This is a genomic window from Nocardioides sp. NPDC047086 (assembly GCF_040643685.1).
In the GTDB taxonomy this organism is placed as follows: domain Bacteria; phylum Actinomycetota; class Actinomycetes; order Propionibacteriales; family Nocardioidaceae; genus Nocardioides.
Genome location: NZ_JBEYUV010000003.1, coordinates 106,505 through 125,721, shown reverse-complemented (window position 1 = coordinate 125,721; position 19,217 = coordinate 106,505). Strand labels below are relative to the sequence as shown.

The 19,217-nt window shown below is 68.6% G+C and carries 18 protein-coding genes, 2 tRNA genes and 1 pseudogene; 8 read left to right on the top strand and 13 right to left on the bottom strand.

The window, feature by feature from the left end; genetic code table 11:
• Positions 1–111 precede the first annotated feature (111 nt).
• The gene (locus tag ABZ796_RS03820) at positions 112–2,154 is read left to right on the top strand and encodes an ABC transporter permease subunit (protein ID WP_357334752.1); all 2,043 of its coding nucleotides are present in this window, start codon (positions 112–114) and stop codon (positions 2,152–2,154) included.
• A 42-nt stretch (positions 2,155–2,196) separates the two neighbouring features.
• Positions 2,197–3,171: an ABC transporter substrate-binding protein gene (locus tag ABZ796_RS03815; protein ID WP_357334751.1), complete on the top strand. Its 975-nt coding sequence runs from the start codon at positions 2,197–2,199 to the stop codon at positions 3,169–3,171.
• 99 nt (positions 3,172–3,270) lie between these two features.
• Here ABZ796_RS03815 and ABZ796_RS03810 read toward each other — a convergent pair.
• Positions 3,271–3,456, bottom strand: a pseudogene (locus ABZ796_RS03810) (LuxR C-terminal-related transcriptional regulator); the annotation flags it as partial.
• Between the two features lie 568 nt (positions 3,457–4,024).
• On the opposite strand from ABZ796_RS03810, the gene ABZ796_RS03805 reads away from it, so the two are divergent.
• Complete coding sequence (locus ABZ796_RS03805; protein ID WP_357334750.1) at positions 4,025–4,483, top strand: DUF6326 family protein; 459 nt, start codon at positions 4,025–4,027, stop codon at positions 4,481–4,483.
• 45 nt (positions 4,484–4,528) lie between these two features.
• Here the strand turns inward: ABZ796_RS03805 and ABZ796_RS03800 are convergent.
• From ABZ796_RS03800 to ABZ796_RS03770, 7 genes are all read right to left on the bottom strand, one after another.
• Positions 4,529–4,602: transfer RNA gene (locus ABZ796_RS03800), tRNA-Met, on the bottom strand.
• 142 nt (positions 4,603–4,744) lie between these two features.
• Positions 4,745–4,818, bottom strand: a tRNA-Met gene (locus ABZ796_RS03795).
• Between the two features lie 54 nt (positions 4,819–4,872).
• The gene (locus ABZ796_RS03790) at positions 4,873–7,773 is read right to left on the bottom strand and encodes a UPF0182 family protein (protein ID WP_357334749.1); all 2,901 of its coding nucleotides are present in this window, start codon (positions 7,771–7,773) and stop codon (positions 4,873–4,875) included.
• Positions 7,770–8,366, bottom strand: coding sequence for a PPA1309 family protein (locus tag ABZ796_RS03785; protein ID WP_357334748.1), 597 nt, complete (start codon positions 8,364–8,366; stop codon positions 7,770–7,772). The genes ABZ796_RS03790 and ABZ796_RS03785 overlap by 4 nt, the downstream gene beginning before the upstream one ends.
• Entirely contained in the window at positions 8,363–9,409 is a 1,047-nt protein-coding gene (locus ABZ796_RS03780; RefSeq protein ID WP_357334746.1) for a PDZ domain-containing protein, read from the bottom strand. The genes ABZ796_RS03785 and ABZ796_RS03780 overlap by 4 nt, the downstream gene beginning before the upstream one ends.
• Positions 9,410–9,442: 33 nt before the next feature.
• A complete protein-coding gene (locus ABZ796_RS03775) occupies positions 9,443–9,691 on the bottom strand; it encodes a hypothetical protein (protein ID WP_357334745.1) in 249 nt (82 codons plus the stop codon).
• 34 nt (positions 9,692–9,725) lie between these two features.
• Positions 9,726–10,163, bottom strand: a complete 438-nt coding sequence (locus ABZ796_RS03770) for a molybdenum cofactor biosynthesis protein MoaE (RefSeq protein ID WP_357334744.1) — start codon at positions 10,161–10,163, stop codon at positions 9,726–9,728.
• Between the two features lie 57 nt (positions 10,164–10,220).
• On the opposite strand from ABZ796_RS03770, the gene ABZ796_RS03765 reads away from it, so the two are divergent.
• The gene (locus ABZ796_RS03765) at positions 10,221–11,570 is read left to right on the top strand and encodes a zinc-dependent metalloprotease (protein ID WP_357334743.1); all 1,350 of its coding nucleotides are present in this window, start codon (positions 10,221–10,223) and stop codon (positions 11,568–11,570) included.
• Positions 11,567–12,118, top strand: a complete 552-nt coding sequence (locus ABZ796_RS03760; RefSeq protein WP_357334742.1) for an NUDIX hydrolase — start codon at positions 11,567–11,569, stop codon at positions 12,116–12,118. Before ABZ796_RS03765 ends, ABZ796_RS03760 begins: the two co-directional genes overlap by 4 nt.
• 49 nt (positions 12,119–12,167) lie before the next feature.
• Here the strand turns inward: ABZ796_RS03760 and ABZ796_RS03755 are convergent, their stop codons facing one another.
• Positions 12,168–12,710: a M48 family metallopeptidase gene (locus ABZ796_RS03755; protein ID WP_357334741.1), complete on the bottom strand. Its 543-nt coding sequence runs from the start codon at positions 12,708–12,710 to the stop codon at positions 12,168–12,170.
• Between the two features lie 11 nt (positions 12,711–12,721).
• Entirely contained in the window at positions 12,722–13,747 is a 1,026-nt protein-coding gene (locus ABZ796_RS03750; RefSeq protein WP_357334739.1) for a PHP domain-containing protein, read from the bottom strand.
• 556 nt (positions 13,748–14,303) lie between these two features.
• On the opposite strand from ABZ796_RS03750, the gene ABZ796_RS03745 reads away from it, so the two are divergent.
• The 3 genes from ABZ796_RS03745 to argS all read left to right on the top strand — a co-directional run bounded on the left by ABZ796_RS03745 (position 14,304) and on the right by argS (position 17,324).
• Positions 14,304–14,462, top strand: a complete 159-nt coding sequence (locus tag ABZ796_RS03745; protein WP_091051197.1) for a DUF5679 domain-containing protein — start codon at positions 14,304–14,306, stop codon at positions 14,460–14,462.
• Between the two features lie 226 nt (positions 14,463–14,688).
• Positions 14,689–15,468 carry a hypothetical protein gene (locus ABZ796_RS03740; protein ID WP_357334738.1) on the top strand — a complete coding sequence of 260 codons (780 nt, stop codon included), beginning with the start codon at positions 14,689–14,691 and terminating at the stop codon, positions 15,466–15,468.
• Positions 15,469–15,626: 158 nt separating this feature from the next.
• A complete protein-coding gene (gene argS, locus ABZ796_RS03735) occupies positions 15,627–17,324 on the top strand; it encodes an arginine--tRNA ligase (protein WP_357334894.1) in 1,698 nt (565 codons plus the stop codon).
• 9 nt (positions 17,325–17,333) lie between these two features.
• Here the strand turns inward: argS and ABZ796_RS03730 are convergent, their stop codons facing one another.
• The 3 genes from ABZ796_RS03730 to ABZ796_RS03720 form a co-directional block, all read right to left on the bottom strand.
• Positions 17,334–17,498 carry a hypothetical protein gene (locus ABZ796_RS03730; RefSeq protein ID WP_168381087.1) on the bottom strand — a complete coding sequence of 55 codons (165 nt, stop codon included), beginning with the start codon at positions 17,496–17,498 and terminating at the stop codon, positions 17,334–17,336.
• A gap of 79 nt (positions 17,499–17,577) precedes the next feature.
• Positions 17,578–18,060, bottom strand: coding sequence for a carboxymuconolactone decarboxylase family protein (locus ABZ796_RS03725; protein WP_357334736.1), 483 nt, complete (start codon positions 18,058–18,060; stop codon positions 17,578–17,580).
• Positions 18,057–19,157, bottom strand: coding sequence for a dihydrodipicolinate reductase (locus tag ABZ796_RS03720; protein ID WP_357334735.1), 1,101 nt, complete (start codon positions 19,155–19,157; stop codon positions 18,057–18,059). The genes ABZ796_RS03725 and ABZ796_RS03720 overlap by 4 nt, the downstream gene beginning before the upstream one ends.
• Positions 19,158–19,217: the final 60 nt, after the last annotated feature.

Genomic DNA, 19,217 nt, shown 5'->3' with positions numbered 1-19,217 from the left:
CTTGCGGCGCGGGGGGTGGTGGGGGGGGGGGGTGGTGGGGGGGCCCTGCAGCGGCGCGCCCGCCCGGCCCCGGCGGCGGGGCCCGGCCCCCGGGGCCGGGGAGTGAGTGGCATGTCCACCTCGACGCTCGAACGTCCTGCCCCTGACGGCGGCACCCGCGACCAGGAGCCGGCCGGATCACCGGCGCTCGCGACGCTGCGCCGCCACTGGCGCGCGGCATCGCTGCTCGGCGTACTCCTGGTGTGGGTGGTGGCCTGGGCGCTCTTCAAGGATCAGTACACGCTGGTGATCGGGGGCTCCGCCCGCACCCCGGTCTTCGACTGGCTCGGCGACCGCAGCGCGTGGGTCGAGCAGGCCGCCGCGAGCGGCAGCAACGTGTTCATCAACCTCGCGGGCGCGGTCGCCGACCTCGTCGACAGCGTGTTCGCATGGCTCCAGGGGATCTTCACCGTCGCCCAGTTCCCACGCCCGCTTCCGCAGATCGGCTGGCTCGGCACGATCGCGGTGGCCGCCCTGGTGGCGTACGTCGCGGCGGGCTGGCGCACGGTCGCGCTGGTGGTGCCGTGCTTCCTCGCCTTCGGCGTGCTCGGCTACTGGAACGACGCCATCGACCTCCTGATCGTGACCTTCTTCGCGGTCGTTGTCTCGTGCCTCGTCGGCATCGCGATCGGTGTCCTGATGGCGCACAGCCGGCGCGTGTCCGCCCTGGTCACCCCGGTCCTCGACGTCATGCAGACGATGCCTCCGTTCGTCTACCTGCTGCCGATGAGCATCCTGTTCGGGATCGGTCCCGCGGCCGCGGTGATGATGACGCTGATCTACGCCGCCCCGCCGGTCATCCGGATCACCGCGCACGGCATCCGGTCGGTCTCCGGCCCGGTGATCGAGGCGACCGATTCGCTCGGTCAGACCGGCTTCCAGCGACTCTGGAATGTCGAGCTGCCGATGGCCAAGCGCACGATCATCGCCGGCATCAACCAGACCATGATGGCCGCGCTCTCGATGGCGACCATCGCGGCGTACATCGACAGCCCGGGCCTGGGCCAGCCGGTCCTCGACGGCCTCAAGCGCGGTCAGCTCGGCACCTCGTTCGTCGCCGGCATCGCGATCGTGATCATGGCGGTCATGCTCGACCGCTCGATGACCGCGGCCGGCTTCCGGGCCGAGCTCGCGGCCCGTGCCGGCGAGCGTGGTGGCCCGTTCCGCCGGATCGGGCTGGCCGTGGCAGGCATCGGCACGCTGGTCGCGCTCTACCTGTCCCACAACTACATCTGGGCCAACGAGTTCCCCTCGCAGCCCGACCTCGGCACGCCGCTGCGCAACGCGGTCGACCGGTTCGGCGAATGGCTGCGCACCGATCTGTCGCACCTGACCGACGGCATCCAGCGTGGGTTCACCGACTACGCGCTCAACCCGATCCAGAGCCTCTTCGCGGACTCCCCGTGGTTCGTGACGGCGGCGGCCATCCTGGCGATCGCCGCCGTGGTCGGTGGTCGACGCGCGGCTGTCGCGACCGTCCTCTGCCTGGGCATGATCCTCGGCCTCGGCCTGTGGAACCACGCCATGGAGACCCTCACCGCCTGCCTGGTGGCGACCGTCGTCGTGGTGCTGCTCGCGGTGGTTCTCGGTGTGCTGATGGGCCGCAGCAACCGGGTCGACGTGGGCCTGCGGCCCCTCCTCGACATGGGCCAGACCCTGCCTCCGTTCGTCTACCTCGTCCCGATCCTGATCCTGTTCGGCCCCAACCGCTTCACCGCGATGCTCGCCGGTGTCGTCTATGCCGCTCCGGTCGCGATCAAGCTGGTCGCCGACGGCGTACGCGCGGTCTCCCCGAACACGATCGAGGCCGCCGAGATGGCGGGCTCCTCCGCGTGGCAGATGATCACGAAGGTCCAGCTGCCGATGGCGCGCAGCTCGGTGCTGCTGGCCACCAACCAGGGCCTGCTCTACGTGCTGTCGATGGTGGTCATCGGCGGCATGGCGGGCGCCGGAGCGCTGGGCTTCGACGTGGTGACCGGCTTCCGCCAGTCCAGTGCCGTCGGCCGCGGCCTGGCCGCCGGGATCACCATCGTGCTGATCGGCATCATGCTCGACCGCATCACGACGTACGGCGCCCAGCGCGCGTCCGCCGCATCCCCAGATTCGCGGGCCTGAGACCCGGCGATGTTCCACATCCCTTTCCCGAGAGGCAACAGCATGGAACCCAAGCGCCCGCGCACCGTCGCGGCCGCCCTGGCCGGACTCGGCCTGGCCGTCACCCTGAGCGGGTGTGGCGGCGGGTCGATCGAGAACGCCACCGCCGAGGGCGACACCAAGTGCGACGATCTCGACGTCGCGATCAACCCATGGGTCGGCTACGAGGCCGACGCCCACGTGCTCGGCCACGTCGCGGAGACCCGGCTGGGCTGCACGGTCAACTACAAGGACCTCGACGAGCAGGTCTCCTGGAAGGGATTCGGCAGCGGCGAGGTCGACGTCGTCGTGGAGAACTGGGGCCACCCGGAGCTGCAGAAGAAGTACATGGCCGACCAGGGCGGTGACGGCTCGGCCGTCGACTTCGGGTCGACCGGCAACGAGGGCGTCATCGGCTGGTACGTACCGCCGTGGATGGCGGAGAAGTACCCCGACATCACGGACGGGAAGAACCTCAACAAGTACGCCTCCCTGTTCAAGACCACCGAGTCCGGCGACAAGGGCACGCTCTACGACGGCGACCCGGGCTTCGTCACCAACGACGAGGCACTGGTGAGCAACCTGAAGCTCGACTACAAGGTCGTCTACGCCGGCAGCGAGACCGCGCTGATCGAGGCGTTCCGCGACGCGGAGAAGAACAAGAAGCCGATGCTCGGCTACTTCTACGAGCCGCAGTGGTTCCTCAGCGAGGTCGAGCTGGTCAAGGTCGACCTGCCCGAGTACACCGACGGCTGCGACGCCGACCCGGCCAAGGTCGCCTGCGACTACCCGGTCTACGACCTGAACAAGGTCGTGTCGAAGGACTTCGCCGACTCCAAGAGCCCCGCGGTCGGTCTGGTCAAGAACTTCACCTGGACCAACGAGGACCAGAACCTCGTCGCGAAGTACATCGCCGAGGACCAGATGGACCCCGACGACGCCGCCAAGAAGTGGGTCGACGACAACGCCGACAAGGTGGACGCCTGGCTGAAGGACTGACCGCCCACAACTGGTCGTAGAACACGCACTGGCCCATTCACCCCCGACCGGGTGGGTGGGCCGCTGCCGTTCCCAGGTCGGCGAGGAGAGGGCGCGGGGTCACACGCGTCTCGTGTCGTAGGCCCACATCGCGATCTCGACGCGGTTGCGGGCGCCGAGCTTGATCATCAGCGAGGCGACGTGGGTCTTGACCGTGCTCAGACTGATGTAGAGCTCGGCGGAGATCTCGGCGTTGGTCCGGCCCCGCGCCACCAGCGCGAGCACCTCCTCCTCGCGCTCGGTGAGTCGCGTACATCCCCAGCGCGACGACGACCGTCACGAACGCCGTCCCCAGGACGATCTCCCGTCCCGAGCCCCACCGCACCAGGGAGTAGAGCAGGATCAGGACGGCCAGCATGGAGTAGAGGTCGAGGTCCCCGGCATGCGCGCTCAGCTGGAGGAGCGAGAGCACCCCGGCGACGCCCCACCCGACCACGGCGGCGACCAAGGGGCGGCCCCGCCGCCAGAGCAGGGCGGGGATCAGCGCCAGGGCGAGCACCGTCACCACGGGTCGCCAGGCCAAGTCCGGCCGCACGATGCCCTCGACCAGGGCGGCGACGGCGAACGCCCCCACCAGCAGCCAGTCGAGACGACCGACGGGTGGGACGTCAGCGGGCCGCGGCTCGTGCCAGATGGAACGCCGGACAGTGATCACGGCTCCAGCCTAGGGATCGGCACGCCTCGGCGTACCCACCAAAAGTACGAGAGCGAGGTCGTGCCTTCGGCCAGGCGAACTCCGGCCTCCTGGCGGATCTGCCCGCGGCCGGACGCAGCCATCGTGGACGTACCGATCCTCACCACAACGGAGCGCATGATGAGAACAAGCCAGCCCACCGCCACTCTGGAAGATCAGCCGATCCCGGTGCGAGTCAAGCTCGCCGCCGCCTGGACGAGCTTCATGTTCCTGTACGCCTACGTCGACATTCTCGGCTTCTACACGCCGGGGATGGTCGACGACATCCTCGACGGCAAGGTCTTCGAGTTCGACCTCTCCCAGACCTTCTCGATCACGGCGCTGACCATGATGGCCGTCCCGATCTTCATGGTCGTGCTGTCGACGACGCTGCCCGCACGGGTGAGCCGCACCGCGAACCTCGTCGTGGCCTCGCTCTACCTCCCCGTCACGGTGTTCAACGTGGCGGGTGGGTTCTACGTGTACTACTACGGCCTCGGGGTCGTCCTGGAGCTGACCCTGCTCGCCCTCATCGTGCGGTACGCCTGGACCTGGCCCCGCACCGCGGTATCGGCGAGCTTCTCCCCGGTCAGGTCCTGAACTCACGAAGGCCCGAACCTTTCGGTCCGGGCCTTCGTCTTGGAGTAGCGGGGACAGGATTTGAACCTGTGACCTCTGGGTTATGAGCCCAGCGAGCTACCGAGCTGCTCCACCCCGCGTCGCAAGAAGAACTCTACCGCGAACTGAGCCGAACCCAAATTCGAGGTGTCGGCCGACGCCAGTGCTGCGGATGAACCGGACCGCATCTCGAGCCGAAATCACGAGGGCCCGGACCTTTCGGTCCGGGCCTTCGTCTTGGAGTAGCGGGGACAGGATTTGAACCTGTGACCTCTGGGTTATGAGCCCAGCGAGCTACCGAGCTGCTCCACCCCGCGTCGCAAGAAGAACATTACACGCGGAGGGAAACGGACCCCTAATCGGAGGTGTCCTCAGCCTCCCGAGATGAGGTCGGCGGCCTGGTCGACCTTGTCCTGAGCCTCGGCGATGAGGCGCTCGCGCTCGGCGTAGTCGCCGGACTTGCCGGCCTCGTCGGCCTGGGCGAACAGGGCACGCGCGTCCTCGAGGAGCTGACCGACCTCACCCGGTGAGTCACCGGAGGAGGGTGGATCGGTCTCGGCCGGTTCCTCGTCGGGATCGGAGGCCGTCGGGGGCGTCGGGGCAGCGCCGGTCAGCGCGACCTCGAGGGCCTCGCTCAGCGTCGAACCGTAGCCGACCCGTCCGTCGTAGGAGACCAGCACGAAGGCCAGTTGCGCATAGCCCGAGGTCGAGGCGGTCGCCCGGCGGGCATAGATCGGCTCGACGTACAGGATGCCGTTCTTCGCCGTCGGATAGGTGATGACCTGACCCCACACCGGCGCCGAGCCGGAGCGGTTGAACGAGGCGACCTCGTCGGCGATCGCCTTGTCCGTACGGAACTCGTTGGAGACCATGCCCGGACCCTGGGTGTCGTCGGGGAAGCCGGTGGTGATCCGGATCTTCCCGTAGTTCTCCGAGGTGGCATCCGAGTCCACCGACATCATCGCCGCCAGGTTCGGACGGTTGTAGGGCACGAAGGCGGACGTCAGCGACCAGCGTGCGGTGCCCGAGCCGTCGTCGAGGAACATCCGGTAGGGCGTCTGCTGGTGGTTGTCGTCGTTCGGGTCCTCGGGCACGGCCCAACGCTCGTTGCCGGAGAAGAAGACGTCCGGGTCGGAGACGTGGTAGCGCGCCAGCTGGTAGCGCTGCACCTTGTAGAGGTCCTCGGGGTAGCGAAGGTGCTCCATCAGCTCCTTCGGGATCGACGACTTCGGCATCACGGTGCCGGGGAAGGCCGCCTCCCACGTCTGCAGGATCGGGTCCGCCTCGTCCCACTCGTAGAGCGTGACCGTGCCGTCATACGCATCCACGGTCGCCTTCACCGCGTTGCGCATGTAGTTGATCTCGTCGGTCGGCAGCGTCTGCACCCCGGCCGAGGTCTGGGTGGCGTCGTCGGTCATCGAGGCGAACGAGTCGCGCGCGGCCTGCGGGTAGCGGTCGGTGGTCGTGTAGCCGTCGACCACCCACTGGATCCGCCCGCCGACGACGACCGGGTAGACGTCGTCGTCGAGGGTCAGCCACGGCGCGACCTTCTGCACCCGCTCCTTCGGGGAGCGGTCGTAGAGGATCTCGGAGTTCTCGTTGACGCGCGAGGAGAGCAGGAAGTTCGTGGAGCCGAACTGGATGGCGTACATCAGCTGACGGAAGTTGGAGCCGATCGGGACACCGCCGGCACCTTCGTACGTCGTCCGGGTCTCGCCGTCCTCGGAGTTGTAGTCGAGCTCGACCGCGTTGCCCTTCGCGGGCTTCCCGACGATCGAGTACTCAGGCGAGTCCTCGCCGAAGTAGACCTTGTCCTGGAACTTGCCCTGGCCAGAGGTCAGGTCGTGCTGCCCGGTGCGGTCACCCTCGGCCCACTGCATCTGGTTCGACTCGGACTTGTCGTCGGCTCCGCGCATGTTGGCGTAGGAGGCGATCACGCCGTTGGAGTGGGTGTAGACCGTGTGCAGGTTGGTCCAGGTGCGGTCGGAGTCGGAGATCCCGGCCTGGTTGAGCTCGCGTACGCCGAGGACGACCGCCCGCTCCTTGCCGCCGACGTCGTAGGTGGAGATGTCCAGCGGCTCGTGCACCGAGTAGTAGGAGCGACCCTGCTGGACCTGCTCGAACTCGCGGTGGACGACCGCGGGATCGACGATCGGCAGCGAGGACGCGGTCTCGTCGAGCTGCTCCGGCGAGGCGCCGTCGGCCTCGGCCTGCGAGGTGTACTCGGTCACCTCGAGGTCGTCCTTGGAGATGCCGTAGGCGTCCTGGGTGGCCTTGATGTTGGCCGCCAGGTAGGGCTTCTCCTTGTCCTGCTCGCTCGGCCGGACCTGGAAGCCCTGCACGACCGCGGGCCAGATCATCCCGATCAGCAGCACCGAGATCGCGAACAGCGAGATCGCGATCGAGGGCAGCTGCCAGCTGCGCCGCCACATGTTGAGGATGAACAGCACGCCACAGATCACCGCGATCCCGAGCAGGATCTGGTTGGCCGGCAGCACCGCGTGCTCGTCGGTGTAGGTCATCCCGTCCAGGCGGGGGCCGGAGCCGTTGACCAGGTCGTAGCGGTCGACCCAGTAGTCGAGTCCCTTGACCAGCAGGATCAGCCCGAGCATCGCGCTGAGCTGGATCTGCGCGGAGCGGGTGAACCGGTCGCGCTGCGCGGTGAGCCGGATCCCGCCGTAGACGTAGTGCACGATCATCGCGCCGATGGTGCCGAGGATCAGCCCGGTCAGCGCGAAGTTGACCAGATAGTGCCACCACGGCAGGTCGAAGATGTAGAAGCCGATGTCCTTGCCGAAGAACTCATCGGTCTTGTCGAAGTCGCGCCCGTGGCGCCACATCAGATACGTACGCCAGTGGCCGGCGCCCGAGAAGCCCGCGAAGATCCCCGACACACCGGCGACGCCGACCAGGAGCCAGGTGCGGATCGGGGCGATCGCGTCGCGGTAGCGGTCCAGCCCACCGATGTCGTCGGCCGGGTGGAAGTAGGGACGGGTGCGGTACGCGAGCGCCGCGGGCAGCCCGATCATGATCGCCATCAGCACGAAGAAGATGACGAAGAGGGCCGTACGCGTCCAGAAGACCGTGCCGAAGACGCTGCTGAAGTCGATCGCGTCGTACCACAGCGCGTCGGTGTAGATCGCCGCGAAGGCGCTGATGCCGAAGAAGAGCACGATGACCGAGACGGCCGCGATCGCCAGCCATCGGTTGCGGCCGGTGCTCTGGGTGCGCGCCGGCGCCTGCGCCGGATCGTCGTCGTCAAACAGGCTCATTCTTCACCCTCGTTGTCTGGGTTCTCCTCAAGAGTGCCACGCAGCAGCTCGAGGAGCTCGGGGACCAGGTCGACGCCGCCGATGACCGACTGGTCGTCGTCGTGCGCCTTCAACCGCAGGGCACAGTACGTAGCACCAGCACGTGTCGCGCCGGCCACGATGCGTACCTCTTGCCGGTCGGGGTGCGCCTTGGCGAACTCCGCGGCCGCCTCGGCGTCCTCGGGGATCTTGCCGTCGGCGTCGGGGGGCAGCACCAGGCGCTCGACGACCGCGGCGCAGCCGGTGACCCCTTGCGGCCAGGCGGTCGTCTGGAGGACCTCCTCCAGCTGGGTCGTCACCGGCACCTGGTCCTGCTCGATCGGGGTCAGCGAGCCGTCCTGATCGGGAGCGTCCAGGCCCATCATCGTGGCCAGCGCCGGCTCGGCCTCGACCAGCGCGGCGGTGTCGACCAGGGCGAAGAGCCTCGCCGGCCCGTCCCAGCCCTCGCCGGCGACATGGGCCTCGATCTCGAGGACCGCCGCGGCCAGGGCGGGGTCGGTCTCCAGGTCGAGACCGCGGCTGAGCTCGGGGGTGGGCTCAGGGGTGTCGTTCATTTCGCGCTCCCACAGGTCGGCAGCTTGGCATTCGGGTCCTCGGTCCAGGTTTCGATCGCCTTGATGGCGTCATCGAGGGTCTCCACACGGGTCAGGCGCATGTCACCGTTCTCGGCTCCCTCGACGTCTTGGCAGTTGCCGGCGGGCACCAGGAAGAGCTCGGCTCCGTCCGAGGCCGCACCCGGGATCTTCTGCTGGATCCCGCCGATCGGGCCGACGTTGCCGTCACCGTCGATGGTTCCGGTCCCGGCGATCTTCTTCTCGCCGGTCAACGGGCCCTCGGTGAGGGTGTCGTAGACCGAGAGCGCCATCATCAACCCGGCGCTCGGTCCGCCGATCGCCGGGTCGAGGGTGATCTTGACGTCGTAGGGGAACTCGTAGGTCGCTCCCAGCGAGACGCCGATGAAGGCCTTGCCGTCCTTCTCGCCGGTCTTGATGGTCTGGGTGAGCGTCTTGTCCTTGCGCTCGACGGTCAGCTCGACCGGGTCACCGGGCTCGACCTTCTGCACCTCGGCGACGACCGCTTCGGGGGTGTCGACGGCCTTGTCGCCGACCTTGGTGATCACGTCGTCGGCCTTCAGCTTGCCGGCGGCCGGTGCGTCGTCGCTGACCTCGGCGACCGAAACCTCGTCGACGTCCTCACCGAGCTTGGTGAGCGCCGCCGCGATCGCCGCGTCCTGGGCGCTGGCCATCTGCACCTGCCCGGCCTCGCGGTCGTCCTCGACGGTGCCCTGGTCGGGGTAGGCGACCTCGCGCGGGTAGACGGCCTCGGTGTCGCTCATCCAGGCGCCGAGCAGGGTCCAGAGCCCGAGCCGGGCCTCGCGGGTGGTCTCGGAGACCGTGGTCATCCGCAGCTGCCCCTTGTCGCGGTAGCTCTTGTGACCCTCGACCTGAACGATGTCCTTGCCGTCGAACTCGCCCAGCACGTTCACCGTCGGGCCGGGGCTGTAGATCGTGTAAGGCAGCGGAACGACCCAGGCGATCACGATCAGGGCAACCACGAGCGGCAGGGCGACGAGACCGGCCAGGGTGCGCTGTGTCATAGCGTCACCTTCTCATTCGAGACCAAGTGCACCCTAAGGGCCCGTCCGAGAGACATCGCGGTTGACACGAACCGCGACTCCGGTCGATCTGTCGGGCGGCGGCTGGGGCGCTGCGTACTTCCTCGAGCGCTCGCGGGTCTTCGTGTTCTCCAGCGCGATCCCGAGGCGGCGTACGACCTCTTCGCGGTCCTGCTCGCGCCCCTCACGTCCGAGGAACGCGACCCAGGCCATCGCCAGCACAGTGATGACCGCAGAGGGTACGAGCCAGAGCAGGATGTCCACGGTCAGAGCCTATTTGGTGGGGTGGCGGCGCGCATCAGGGCGCGCCGACCCACTCGTCGGTGCCGTCGGTGAAGACCTGGTGCTTCCAGATCGGCACCTCGGCCTTGAGGGTGTCGATGAGGTCGCGCGAGGCGGCGAAGGCCTCGCCCCGGTGGCCGGAGGCGGTGGCCACGATGACGGCGATGTCGCCGATGTCGAGGTGGCCGGTGCGGTGGACAGCGGCGACACCCGCGACGCCGTGGTCGGCGGCCACCTTCTCAGCGACCTCGGCCAGGCGGTCCAGAGCGCTCGGATGGGCCTGGTAGTCGAGGCCGGTCACGCCCTTGCCCCCGTCGTGGTCACGTACGCGGCCGACGAAGAGCGTCACCCCGCCGGAAGCGTCGTCGTCGAGTGCGTCCAGCACCTCGGTGACATCGAGCGGGGTCTCCCGGATGTCGAGGAGCTTGACGGCGCCAATCTTCGGTTCAGCCATGGGACCCAGACTAGTGCTTGCTGACAGCGGGCTTCCGTAACCGCGTAGGCTGGACTTATGAGTCAGACCCCAGGTGGCCCCGACGAGCCGGAGGAGCCGGAGAACCCCTTCAAGGGCACGCCCTTTGAAGCGTTCTTCGGTGGTTTCCCCATCGGCGGCGTCGGTGGAGGCCCCGGCGGCATGCCTGACCTGAGCCAGATCTTCGGTCAGATCCAGTCGCTGCTACAGCCCTATGACGGTCCGCTCAACTGGGACGTCGCGATGGACCTCGCCCGCAAGGTCGCCGCGTCCTCGCCCGACCCGACGCCTTCTCAGAAGCAGAAGGACGCAGTCGCCGACGCGATCCAGCTGGCCGACCACTGGTTGGAGGACACCACGTCGTTCCCCTCCGGGGTGAAGTCCGCCACCGCTTGGTCGAAGGCCGAGTGGCTGGTCAACACCCTGGACGCGTGGAAACCGCTGATCGAGCCGGTCGCGGCGTCGACCGCGGCCGCGATGAGCGGCCAGCTCCCCGAGGACATGAAGGCCCAGATGGGTCCGATGATCGGGTTCGTCGGCAAGGCGATGGGCGCGCTGTACGCGAACCAGGCCGGCACCGGTCTCGGCCATCTCGCCGGCGAGGTCATCTCCGTCTCCGACATCGGCATCCCGCTGACCGAGCCCGGTCAGGCCGCGCTGCTGCCGGTCAACGTCGAGCCCTTCGCCGAGGGCCTGGGCGTCAGCACCGACGACGTGCTGCTCTTCCTGGCCCTGCGCGAGGCCGCCCACCAACGGCTCTTCGCCGGCGTGCCGTGGCTGCGTGACCACGTGGTCTCGGCCGTGACCGACTACGCGCGCGGCGTCGAGCTCAACATGGAGGCCATGCAGCAGCGCATCGAGGAGCAGATGCGCGGTCTGGACCTCTCCGCCATGCAGGACCCCTCCCAGCTGCAGAACATGTTCGAGGAAGGCATGTTCGAGGTTCCCGACTCTCCGGCCCAGAAGGCAGCGCTGGAGCGGCTCGAGATCGTGCTGGCGCTCGTGGAGGGCTGGGTCGACGAGGTCGTCGCCCTGGCCACCGCCGAGAGGATGCCGGTCGCGGCGCAGCTGCAGGAGGCCGTACGCCGCCGGCGGGCTGCCGGCGGTCCGGCCGAACAGACCTTCGCGACCCTGGTCGGTCTCGATCTCCGTCCGCGGCGGCTGCGGGACGCGGCCGCCCTGTGGGGCTCGCTGCGCACCCGGCAGGGCATCGAGGCCCGCGACGGCGTCTGGATGTCCCCGGCGCTGCTACCCACCTCGGCCGACCTCGACGACCCGCTCGGCTTCCGCGAGGGCGCCGAGGCTCCCGATGTCGACTCGATCGACTTCGACGCGGAGCTCAAGAAGCTGCTCGGCGGAACTGAGTCCGACGACCCCGGCGACAAGTGAGTCTGCACGCTGACGCGCTCGCGACCCTGCGGGCGTGGAGGGCGCCGTCCGCTCCGCAGGAGAGCTTGCGGCAGCGCTACGTCTCCCATCTCGAGGCCGAGCCGACCGGCGTCTTCAAGTCGTGCGTACCCGACCACCTGACGGCCTCGTGCGTGGTGCTCTCCGACGACGGTTCCTCAGTACTGCTGACCCACCACCGCAAGGCGCGACGCTGGTTCCAGTTCGGCGGTCATCTCGAGTCCGATGACCCGACGTTGTGGGCGGCTGCCGCTCGCGAGCTGCGGGAGGAGTCCGGGGTCGCCGGGCTCGAGCCGCTCGCCGGCGTGGTGCAGCTCTCCGAGCACCCGGTGCCCTTCTGCGCTCCCTCCGGCGATGTCCACCACCTCGATGTGCGCTTCCTGGCCGTCGCTCCCGCCGGCGCGGTTCCGACGGTGAGCGAGGAGTCGCTGGACGTACGCTGGTGGCCGGTCGACGCCATCCCCGATCCCGAGCCGGAGATGATCGAGCTCATCAAGCTCGCCCAATCCCGCCGAGTCGGCGCATCTTGACACGATTCCCTGCCGAGTCGGCGCGTCATGACGCGCCGACTCGGCAGGGTCAGTCGATCTCTTCGACGTCGTCGTCCTCGCCCGGAGGGGCGGGGAGCTTGGCGGCGGCGGACCAGCCGGCCAGGTAGCCCTTGGCGCGCTCGGCCTGGGGGTAGCGGTCGACCCACGCCCAGAAGGCTTCGTTGTGCTTGGCCTCGAAGAGGTGGGCGAGCTCGTGGACGAGCACGTAGTCGACGACCCAGCTCGGCATCCCTCGGAGCCGGTCGCTGAGCCGGATCGAGCGGTCACCCGGGGTGCACGAGCCCCAGCGACTGTTCTGGTTGTCGACCCAGCGTACGGAGTCGGGCTTGGCCAGGCCGCCGAAGTACTGGTCGCTCAGCGCGGCCGATCGCCGCATCAGATCATCGTCGCTGGGCTTGCGACGCCGCTCCGCCTTCTCCAGGCGGGCGACCATCTGCTCGACCCACTCGGCCTCCTCCCGCTGGGACATGGCCGCCGGGATCATCACGATGATCCGGTCGCCGTCACGGTAGGCGGAGACCGTACGCCGACGCCGCTTGCTGCGTCGCACCTCGATCTCCGGGCCGTCCATAGGTCAAGAAACTACCTGTTCGCCCAGGCCAGCAGGCGATCCCGCGGCCAGGTGTTGATGATCCGTTCCTCTTCGATACCAGCCGTTTCGGCTCGTTCGCACCCCAGGACGAGGAAGTCGAGCTGCCCCGGAGCGTGCGCGTCCGAGTCGATCGAGAAGAGGCAACCGGCGTCGCGCGCGAGCTCGAGGAGCTTGGTCGGCGGGTCCCTGCGCTCGGGCCGGGAGTTGATCTCGACCGCGACCCCGTGCTCGGCGCACGCCTCGAAGACCTTGCGGGCGTCGAACTGGCTGCCGGGCCGGGTGCCGCGGTTGCCGGTGACCAGCCGGCCGGTGCAGTGACCGAGCACGTTCATCCGGGTCGTGGAGACGGCCGTGACCATCCTCTTGGTCATCTGCTCCTTCTCCATCTTGAGCTTGGAGTGAACGCTGGCGACCCGCAGCTGGAGCTTGGCGAGCATCTCGTCGGTCTGGTCGAGGCTGCCGTCGTCGAGGATGTCGACCTCGATCCCCTTCAGCAGGGTGAACCCGTGTCCGGCGAGGTGGTCGTTGACGGCATCGACGACGCCGAGCTGGCGCTCCAGGCGGGCGGCACTGAGACCGTTGGCGACCGTCAGCCGCGGACTGTGGTCGGTGAGCACCAGATACTCATGGCCCAGCTCGATCGCGGTGAAGGCCATCTCCTCGATCGGCGACCCGCCGTCGGACCAGTCGGAGTGGCTGTGCAGATCGCCGCGGAGCCTGCTTCGCAGCCTCTCCCCCGCTCCGGCAGCCGTCAACGGACCGCCGTGGACGCGTTCGGTGTCCAGCAGCCGCTGCGGAACTTCGCCGCGCGCGGCCTCGGTGATCACCTTGGCCGTGCTGGCACCGACCCCGGTCAGCTCGGTCAGGGTGCCCTCGGCCGCCCGACGGCGTACGTCCTCCTCGGAGAGGGGAAGGATCGCGGCCGCTGCGGCGCGGAACGCCTTCACCTTGTAGGTGTCCTCGCGACCGCGCTCGAGCAGGAATGCGATCCGACGCAGGGCTGCGACGGGGGACAACGGCTCGCCTACCAAATCTTCCTCCAACTATTTTTGTCCTCCACAACCGATGGAGAATGCTTTTCCCAGGTCAAGGTCTGGATTCAACCGAAAACTCTCCGTCCCGTCACCTTGGTTACTCACAGGAAAGCGGATGTCTTCCACTGGCTGTCCCCAAGCAAAGCGGGGTTGTCCACATCTTGTCCACAAGCAACACGGAGTGGGACGTTGACGCACTCCCTCATCCTCTTTAGGTTCGATGTCAGTGGGACCCCCGGCGCCGCCGGACGGCCTTCGCAAGGGGAAGGCGAAGGACGATCCAGGCACCGGGGGTCCCTCCATTCTTCGGCTCCCGTCCCAGACCTTGGCGGGAGCCTTCGACGGACCTTCGATACGTCTTCGAAAGCCCCGAATCCCTTGGTATGACGCCAACACGCCGACACTCGCTTGATAGCCCGTGTTGCCGCCGGAAGCGCCGTGTGTCGTAGGGTCGAGGTGGCTCGTCAGACGAGCTTCCGACGGGCTTCCCTGACAACCCCGTCGCGACGACCAGTTACATAAAGGCAAGGAGGCCGTCATGGCGGAGACCTGGAGCGGCGAGTTCTACTGCGTGAAGTGCAAGGAGAAGCGCGAGGCGACCGGTGAGATCCGGGTGAACGACAAGGGCACCAAGATGGCCAAGGCCGTCTGCCCCGTCTGCAGCACCAACCTCAACCGCATCCTCGGTAAGGCCTGACCACTCAGTTCATCCTGAGCCCACGCGGCGGCGTCCCCGGCATGTCCGGCGGCGCCGCTGCCACGTTTTGCCGAAGCGTCAGCCCCGTCGAGCGAAGCGTCAGCCCCGTCGAGCGAAGCGTCAACCGAGTGCCAACTCGGCCGACGCGCGTGACGCCTCGGGAGGTTATCCACAGGCCTTGTGGATTGTCGGTGCGGGAAATCTCGGCCGGTGTGAGACTCCCGGCATGAGCATGCGCTACCGGATTCGGCCGGGGTACGTGGCCGTACGACGTGATGAGACCCGACTCCAGATCGGCATCGACCCGCCACGGCGGGCGATCGTGCAGGACGGCGCGGAGGTACGTCGCCTGCTGACCGACCTCGCCGCCGGCCGGGCGGTCGAGCCCGACCACCTGCCCGGGCGGCACGCGATGCAGCAGCTGGGCAACGCCGGCCTGCTGATGGATGCGGACGGCGGCGACCCGCCACCCCGGGTGGGCTTCGACGGTCCGCCTGCCCTGCTCTCGGCGGCACGGGCGCTGATCGGACCGGCCCCGGCGACGCCGAGCGCCCCGGACATCGTCGTGCTCCTCTCCGAGGGGCCGCTGGACCGCGAGCGAGCAGACGAGATGGTGCGCGAGGGCCGGGCACACCTCGTCGTCGAGAGCGGTCCCGACACCTGGACGGTGGGCCCGCTGGTCGTCCCCGGGGTCACCGCCTGCCTCCGCTGCGTCGACGCGACCCGCGCCGAGGAGGACGAGCGGCGTGCCGTGGTCGTGAGCCAGCTCGTCGGCAACGAGGTGCCGAGCGACCCGCTGCTGCAGTCCCTCGCGCTCTCCTGGGCCGTACGCGACGCCCGCACCTACCTCGCCGGACGCACCCCGGCCTCGTGGTCGGCGTCGGTGATCCTCACCCGTGAGGACCCGCCCACCGTCCGATCCTGGCTGCGGCATCCGTACTGCGGCTGTGCCTGGGACCTGATCGCCTCAGCCGGAACGGAAACAGGAACGGGCGAACCGGCTTGACCTCCGCAGACGCCTCCGGCACCCTTGCGGACATGGTCACGAAGAGCGCGCTGCGACGACGAGGCATGGGTCTCTGACCCCGCCCTCGCGTCAGCCTGCCCTCTTCACCTCCTAGGACCACTCTCGTGCACGAGCACACTCTTGCCCTGTCCGCATGCCTGCAGGACGCCGTCGTCGCCTGCTTCGGCGAGGCCTACGCCGGCATCGATCCCGAGCTGCGCCCGGCCACCCGGCCCGAGTTCGGCCACCTCCAGTCCAACCTCCCGCTGCGGCTGGCCGGTCTGCTCGGCCTGGCGCCGCGGGAGATCGGCGCCCGCCTCATCGACGCACTCGATCTGGGAGACATCTCGACAAGCTCGATACATCGCCTCGGCACCCTCGAGCTGGCCGGGGCCGGTTTCCTCAACCTCACCTGGTCCCCCGACGTCCTCGGCGCGGTCGTCGGCGACCTGCTGACCGACCCACGCCTGGGCGTGCCCGAACCGGAGAGCCCGACTCGGGTCGTCGTCGACTACTCCTCCCCCAACGTCGCCAAACCGATGCACGTCGGCCACTTGCGCTCCACGGTCATCGGCGACTCCCTGGCCAGGGTGCTGGCCTACGCCGGCCACGACGTCGTGCGTCAGAACCATCTCGGCGACTGGGGCACCCAGTTCGGCATGCTGGTCGAGGAGCTGCTCGGGGAGGGTCTCAGCGCCCCGGCGAGGGTCGCCGGCCTTGACATGACCGAGCTGCTCGCCCTCTACCGGCGGGCCAAGGCACGCTTCGACGACGATCCGGGCTTCGCCGGCTCCGCCCGCCGGCGGGTGGTCGCGCTCCAGTCCGGCGAACCGACGACCCTCGCGCTCTGGCGGGCGCTCGTCGACGCCTCGATGGCGGAGTTCGACGCCACCTACAGCCGGCTCGGCGTACTCCTGGACGAGGACGACTTCGACGGCGAGAGCCGCTACAATCCGCAGCTTCCAGGCGTGGTGGACGATCTTCGGGCATCGGGTCTGCTGACCGAGTCGGCCGGCGCCCAGGTCGTCTACCCCGACGGCTTCACCGGCCGCGACGGCACACCGCTGCCGCTGATCGTACGGAAGGCCGACGGCGGCTTCGGGTACGCGGCCACCGACCTCGCCACGATCCGGCACCGCGTCGAGGACCTGGCCGTGGACCGGGTCGTCTACATCGTCGACCACCGGCAGAGCCAGCATTTCGAGATGATCTTCGCCGTCGCCCGGGCCGCCGGCTGGCTGCCCGACTCCGTCGAGGTCCAGCACATCGGCTTCGGCACGGTCCTCGGCACCGACGGCCGGCCCTTCAAGACCCGCTCGGGTGAGACGGTCACGCTCACCTCGCTCCTCGACGACGCCGAGGAGGCCGTCGCCGAGCGCTACGACAACCCCGAGGTCGTACGCGCCGTGGCCAATGCCGCCGTGAAGTACGCCGACCTCTCCAACCACCTCGCCCGCGACTACGCCTTCGACCTCGCCCGGATGTCGGCCACGACCGGCGAGACCGGCCCGTACCTGCAGTACGCCCACGCCCGGGTGTGCAGCATCCTCGCGCAGGCCCCGCAAGAGACGTACGCCGTCGCCACCCTGTCCCACTCGGCCGAGCAGCGGCTGGCGCTGGAGCTGGGCGGGTTCGCGCCGGTGGTCGCCAAGGTCGCCGACACCTTGGAGCCTCATCACCTGACCGCGTACCTCTATGGTCTGGCGACCGCCCTGACGGCGTTCTACGAGAACTGTCCGGTGCTCAAGGCGGAGGGTGAGGTCAGGCAGACCCGGCTCGCGTTGTGCGAGGCGACCCGGCGAGTGCTGTCAGAGGGACTCAGGCTCCTCGGGATCGAGGCGCCGCAGAGGATGTGAGCCTGGTGGTCACGCCCACCAGTCGGAGTCGAGCTTGGCTTCCATGGAGCGCACGTGACGTCGCGAGCAGGCCTCGCAGAACGACTTCGAGCGCCCACGCTCAACCGCGGTGGTCCACGCGAGGAGGCGGTTGGGATCGGCCTCGTAGCATCCGCAGAAATCGCAGGTCTTCATGCCTCAACGATAGGTCGAAATCCTGCGGTTCCGAGGGCGCAACACCGAAATTCTGCGTCACCTGGATGTCAGGTTCTTGTTACCTCGGAGAAGGCAGGACACAGGTGGCATCGAGGCCCAGAACATGGTTGAGACGACCGAACGCCAGCCACGATCCGAGGCACATGCTGAGCTCGACGATCTCGGCATCGGTGTAGTGGGCCGACATCCGGTCCCAGAAGTCCTGGTCGATGCCGTGGTGGTCGATCGCGTAGCGCTCCGCGTACTCGGCGGCGAGCCGGGTTCGGTCGTCGAAGGCGTCCGTCGTACGCCAGTCCTCGACCGCCGCAGCGAACGAGTCCTCGACCTTCTCCCCGTCTCGCTCGGTGCGCCAGTCGAGACAGAAGACGCACCCGTTGATCTGGGCGATCCGCAGCCGGGCGGCCTCGAACTCGCGGAGCCCGAGCGTGGTGTGCTCGTAGACGGCGAGGGAGAGGCCGGCGGCGGCCGGGCCGATCCCGGGGACCATCGAGCCCCAGACGTACGTGATCGGGTCCTGCCCCTCGGGGACGTCGATGATCATGCGGTCACACCTTCCTGGACGATCTTGGCCGCGCCGAGCTTGCCGGTCGCCGGACGGAGCGGGACGTCGAGCGCGTCATAGAGGCCGGGGTCTGCGTCGATGAGCCACTCGATCGCGCCGACCAGCCGTCCGACCGCGGTGGCATTGCCGCCGGCCGCACGGTTGCCGGACCTGTCGGTTGCCTCGACCGTCACCTCGATCCGCGGGTCGCCCTCGATGATCACCCGGTGAGCGCCGTCGCCGTCGGGTGGCGTCGGCCAGTGCGGGGCACAGGAGGGATGGATCCGGGTGACGTGCTCGACGACGATGAGCGGCTCACCACCGACGATCCCCTGGACCTCGAAGCGCACCGCACCCTGGGTGCCCTTCTCGAAGTCGCCCATCGACGCGGTGGTCACGGTCTCGTCCAGCGGCAGTCGCTCGACGGTCTCCCGGATCTCGTCGAGCTCGACCTCGAGCCCGCGGGCCAGCAGCCGGACCTGGCCGCCCCACACCATGGTGGGCACGGTCTCCATGAGCATCGGGGCGTCGTAGTCCATCGGCTGGCCCATCCCGACGAGATAGCGGACGGAGTCGGGCTGGTCGTAGGTGGAGTAGTCGAAGATCTCCTGGCACCGGACGACGTCCACGGTGCTGCCCAGGCCGCTGACCAGGAGGGGCAGCACGTCGTTCCCCCACCCGGGATCGACCCCGGAGACGAAGAGCGACCCGCCGCCCTCGGCGATGGCGGCCAGCACCGGCTCACGCATCTCCGGCGGGGCGTTGCGCTGGTCGTAGAGCGCGTAGAGGGCGGGCGTGACCACCACGGCCCCGGCCCCGAGTGCTCGCACGATGTCGGCGAGAGCCTCGTCGGGACGGATGTCGCCGGACGCGGCGTACACGATCGCCTGCGGACGCGTCGCGAGCACCGAGTCGATGTCGTCGGTGGCGGCGACGTTGATGTGACGGCCGAGCTCCGCGAGGTCACCCGCGTCCCGGCCGACCTTGTCGGGGTCGTGGACGAGCACGCTGGTCAGCTCGAGTCGTGGGTGTGCCTCGACCGCCCGGATGGCGAGCCGACCGATGTTTCCCGTGCCCCAAACGCATGCGGTGACCATGCGACCTCCCTGTCGATGTATCTTGCCGGTCTTCATGAATGTTGCGAAACCTCTGACACC